The organism is Rathayibacter tanaceti, assembly GCF_001634385.1.
In the GTDB taxonomy this organism is placed as follows: Bacteria; Actinomycetota; Actinomycetes; order Actinomycetales; family Microbacteriaceae; genus Rathayibacter; species Rathayibacter tanaceti.
This window is the reverse complement of sequence record NZ_LIIN01000164.1, coordinates 1-4,733: the sequence shown is the minus strand read 5'-3', so window position 1 is coordinate 4,733 and position 4,733 is coordinate 1. Positions and strand designations below refer to the sequence as shown.

Sequence of the window (4,733 nt, the reverse complement as noted above, 5' to 3'; positions counted from 1 at the left end):
CATGCCGCGGCGCGCGGGCGCCCGCGGGGATCGGCGCGGCGACGGGCAGCGAGACGGGCTGCTCGGCCGAGGCCGCGTCGAGGTCCGTCGAGCGCACCGCGAAACCGTCCATCTGCGAGTTGTCGAAGCGCGGCAGATCGAGCGCAGACGCGACCGAGTCGGCCAGCACCCGCCGGTCGTAGGCGCCGGGATCGGTGGTGACGGCGGCGGGATCGAGCATCAGCGTCTCGCGGGCACGCCGCGTCGCCAGCGGCGTGAGCAGAGCACGCACCCGGGCGGCGTGCACATCGATCGAGGTCATCGGGTCCTCTCTCGGGCGGCCGGTGCCCGACCGGCGACGGGACAGAGTCCATCTTGCCGCGTCCTGTCCGGTTCCGCGGCGTAGTGTGAGCGGATGAGCACAGCACTGGGGATCCCGGCCGTCCGGCCCCGACAGAGCACCGCGGTCCTCCCGGCCGACCGGCCGGCCACTGCGCTCCTCCTCGACACCTACGGCCGGATCGCCGACGATCTGCGGATCTCGCTGACCGACAAGTGCAATCTGCGCTGCACGTACTGCATGCCCGCCGAGGGCCTGCCGTTCCAGCCTCCCGCGTCACTGCTCAGCCGCGGTGAGATCCTGCGTCTGGCGCGGATCGCTGTGGAGCAGTTCGGTGTCCGCCAGATCCGCTTCACCGGCGGCGAGCCGCTGCTGCGGAAGGACCTCGTCGACATCATCCGCGACGTCGCCTCCCTCGAGCCCCGTCCCGAGATCTCGCTGACGACGAATGCCATCGGCCTCTCCGGTCGTGCGGCGGCGCTCGCCGAGGCGGGCTTGGACCGCGTCAACGTCTCCCTCGACTCCATCTGCGCCGAGACCTTCGCCACGGTCACCCGGCGCCCGTTCCTCGACCGGGTGCTCGCGGGAATCGACGCTCTCGGCCCCGCGGGTCTCCGACAGACCAAGATCAACGCGGTGCTGCTGCCAGGGATCAACGACCGCGAGGCACCGGAGCTGCTCGCGTGGGCGCTCGCCGGCGGTCACCAGCTGCGCTTTATCGAGCAGATGGCGCTCGACGCCGACCACGGCTGGGACCGCGCGACGATGATCACGGCGGCCGACATCCGCGCCCTGCTCTCGCAGCGCTTCACGCTGAGCCCGCACTCCGCTCCGCGTGACGGAGCACCCGCCGAGCTGTTCGACGTCCGCGACACCGACGGCACCGAGGTGCTCGGTCAGGTGGGGATCATCGCCTCCGTCACCGAGAACTTCTGCGGCGACTGCCGCCGCACGCGCCTCACGGCCGAGGGAGGCGTACGCAGCTGCCTTTTCTCGAACGAGGAGACCGATCTGCTGGGCCCGATGCGCGCGGGTGCCGACGATCACGAGGTCGCCCAGCTCTGGCGGGGAGCGATGTGGGCCAAGCCCGCGGGGCACGAGATGAACCGGGTCGGATTCGTGCAGCCCGAGCGCACGATGAGCGCGATCGGCGGCTGAGCGTGCAGGTCCGCTACTTCGCCGCGGCGAAGGCCGCCCTCGGTCGCGCCTCCGACGTGTTCGACGACATCGGCGACCTGGCCGGTCTGGAGGCGCGGCTGGTCGCCTCCGCGCCCGAGGCGGCGCCGGTGCTCGCGCGCTGCACGTTCCTCGTCGACGGAGTCTCGACGACGGATCGCACGCAGCCCCTGACATCGGCGGCGGCGGTCGACGTCCTGCCGCCGTTTGCGGGAGGCTGACGGGAGGCGCGCCGCCGCCCTCTGCGGATCGCTCCGTCTCCCGCGGACCCGCCGCCGCTCTAGCGTCTCCAGCCCGCCATGCCTCCGGTCAGCGATTCCGCCGCGACCCCCGCGGCTGCGGCGCGCTCCGCAGCCAGCCGTGAGCGGGTGCCCGAGGCGCAGTGCAGCACGAGCGGGCCGTCGGGCAGTGCCCGAGGGTCGAAGCGCGACATCGGCATCCGCACAGCCCCCGGCACGGCGACCGAACGGTCCTCGTCGTCCTCGCGCAGGTCCACCACCGTCGGAGGCGTCGGCCCGGCCAGCCGCTCCCGCAGCTCCGCCGCACTCACCGCACCTGCCGCCACCGCGCCCGGCGGCGCCACCCCGATCGGAGGCACTCGCCGCGCCAACGGCAGCTCGCCCCACGAGCCGTCCAGCGCGTCGTGCACCAGCACCCGGCCGAACAGCGGACTCCCCACTCCGGTCACCAGCTTCACGACTTCGGCCGCCATCGCCGAGCCGATGGTCGCGCAGAGCGCCCCGAGCACGCCGACGGTCGCGCAGCTGTCCGCCGCGTCCTCGGCCTCGGGGTGCAGCGCCCGCAGCGTGACGCCTCCGCCCGGCGCCTGCGACCAGAACGTCGAGAGCTGTCCGTCGAACCCGAGCGCCGATCCCCAGACGTGCGGCACCCCTGCGCGGGTGGTCGCGTCCGAGGCGAGGTAGCGCGCTCCGAAGGTGTCGAAGCCGTCGACCACGATGTCCCACCCGGCGATCAGGTCGTCGGCGGTCGCCCGGGTCAGTGAGACGGGGAACGCGCGGACGTCGATCCCGGGCGAGAGGCGCCGCGCGGTCGCCGCCGCCGACTCCGCCTTCGAGAGCCCGACCCACGAGTCGTCGTGCGCCGTCTGCCGCGCCAGGTTCGAGACCTCGACGACGTCCGCGTCGACGATCCCGAGGCGTCCGACGCCGGCTGCGGCGAGCGCGGTGATCACCGGCGAGCCGATGCCACCGGCGCCCAGGACGAGCACCCGCGCGTTCCGCAGCCGCCGCTGCCCGAGCTCGCCGATCGGTCCCAGTCGGATCTGTCGGGCGTAGCGCTCGCGCTCGGCCGCGGTCAGGGGCGGTCCCGGCTCGATCGGCAGCGGCATGCGACATCCTCCGTTCCCCTGCCGCGGGCGGCCGGGTCCTCCCAGTCTGCCTGTACCGGGTGCCAGCGCCCGCACTCGAGGTCCCGACCTCGGGAGCGTCGCGACGACGGCCGATCTCCGCCGACCGACCTCGGCTCCGCGGTCCGCGACGCGGCCGTTCCTCCGCCTCCGAGGCCCTGCTCCGCCCATCGACTACCGTGGGAGCGTTGTGGACGGGAGCGAGGCGGCCGGGTGTACCTGAAGAGCCTGACCCTCAAGGGGTTCAAGTCCTTCGCTCAGCCGACCACGTTCGCCTTCGAGCCGGGCGTCACCTGCGTCGTCGGGCCCAACGGCTCTGGCAAGAGCAACGTCGTCGACGCGCTGGCCTGGGTGATGGGGGAGCAGGGCGCCAAGACGCTCCGCGGCGGCAAGATGGAGGATGTCATCTTCGCGGGCACCTCCACCCGCGGTCCGCTCGGCCGGGCGGAGGTCGCCCTCACGATCGACAACTCCGACGGGGCCCTCCCGATCGAGTACACCGAGGTGACGATCACCCGCACGCTGTTCCGCAACGGAGGCAGTGAGTACGCGATCAACGGTCGCGGCTGCCGGTTGCTCGACGTTCAGGAGCTCCTGAGCGACTCCGGTCTCGGTCGCGAGATGCACGTGATCGTCGGGCAGGGGCAGCTCGATGCGGTGCTGCGCGCGACCCCGGAGGAGCGGCGCGGCTTCATCGAGGAGGCGGCGGGCATCCTCAAGCACCGCCGCCGCAAAGAGAAGACCCTCCGCAAGCTCGAGGCGATGCAGGCCAACCTCACCCGCCTCTCCGATCTCGCCGGCGAGATCCGGCGCCAGCTCAAGCCGCTCGGGCGCCAGGCCGAGGTCGCCCGCCAGGCCCAGACGATCGCGGCCGTGGTCCGCGACGCCCGTGCTCGCCTCCTGGCCGACGACGTGGTGGCTCTGCGCGCGGCGCTCGACGGATTCGCGCGCTCCGAGAGCGAGCGGCACAGCGAGCGCGTCCTGCTCCAGGAGCGGCTCGAGCAGGTCACCCTGCGCCTCGCGCGGCTCGAGGCGGAGGCGGTCGGTGACGCCGTCGACGACGCGCGGCGCACCGCCTTCGAGCTGGAATCGGTGCAGGAGCGGCTGCGCAACCTCTCGGCGCTCGCGGGGCAGCGCCTCGCAATGCTCGAGATCGAGGCTGACCAGCCGCAGATCCAGCCGCGGGTCACCCCGCAGCAGATCGAGGAGGCGGGAGTCGAGCTGGAGCGGCTGCGGCAGGCCGTCCTCGACGCCGAGGCCGGCTGGGTCGATGCTCAGCGCGCGACCGTCGCCGCCCGAACCGCCCTCGACGCCACGGACGACGAGATCGCCGCCCAGTCGGCACGGGTCTCGCGCTACGACCTCGAGCTCTCGAGCTTCGGCGGGCAGGCGGACACGGCGGCATCGCGACTCGCGTCGGTCCGCGGCGAGGTCCTCCGTGCGCAGAACACCCTGGACTCCGCCGGGCAGCGCCGGGACGCCGCCCGACAGGCACTGGACGCTCTCGAGGACGAGATCGGCGAGGCCGGGCGCGGAGCGGACGGCACGCTCGACGAGGGCTACGAGCTCGCTCAGTCGGCCGTCGTCCAGGCCGAGGCCGAGATCGGGAGACTGCGCGAGGAGCTGCATGCGCTGGAGCGCGACCGTGAGGCTCTGGCGGCGAGGAGCGGTGCCCTCTCGCTCGCCCTCGATGTCTCTGACGGCTCCGCCGAGCTCGTCGCCGCGCGGCTCGACGGCGTGCTGGGCAGGGTCGCCGAGCGGATCCAGGTGCGACCGGGCTTCGAGGCCGCGGTGGCGGCGGCGCTCGGCGCGATCGCCGACGCGGTCGCGGTCGAGTCGTTCGCGCAGGCCGAGGCGGCGCTCGGCGAGGCC

General features: G+C 73.4%; 4 protein-coding genes and 1 pseudogene. 3 read left to right on the top strand and 2 right to left on the bottom strand.

Annotated elements, in window-relative coordinates; all coding sequences use genetic code 11:
• Nucleotides 1-301 (bottom strand): annotated as a pseudogene (locus ACH61_RS13980) (gephyrin-like molybdotransferase Glp); the annotation flags it as partial.
• A 93-nt stretch (nt 302-394) separates the two neighbouring features.
• Here ACH61_RS13980 and moaA point away from each other — a divergent pair.
• Nucleotides 395-1,477 carry a GTP 3',8-cyclase MoaA gene (gene moaA / locus ACH61_RS13975; RefSeq protein WP_068213133.1) on the top strand — a complete coding sequence of 361 codons (1,083 nt, stop codon included), beginning with the start codon at nt 395-397 and terminating at the stop codon, nt 1,475-1,477.
• Between the two features lie 2 nt (nt 1,478-1,479).
• Nucleotides 1,480-1,716, top strand: coding sequence for a MoaD/ThiS family protein (locus ACH61_RS13970; protein WP_199220808.1), 237 nt, complete (start codon nt 1,480-1,482; stop codon nt 1,714-1,716).
• A 59-nt stretch (nt 1,717-1,775) separates the two neighbouring features.
• On the opposite strand, the gene ACH61_RS13965 is transcribed toward ACH61_RS13970, so the two are convergent.
• Nucleotides 1,776-2,843 (bottom strand): HesA/MoeB/ThiF family protein, encoded by a 1,068-nt coding sequence (locus ACH61_RS13965; RefSeq protein ID WP_068213127.1) that lies wholly within the window; start codon nt 2,841-2,843, stop codon nt 1,776-1,778.
• Between the two features lie 231 nt (nt 2,844-3,074).
• Between ACH61_RS13965 and ACH61_RS13960 the strand changes: the two genes are divergently transcribed.
• Nucleotides 3,075-4,733, top strand: a 1,659-nt coding sequence (locus ACH61_RS13960) for a chromosome segregation SMC family protein (protein ID WP_153038897.1), incomplete at its 3' end; no start/stop codon positions are given.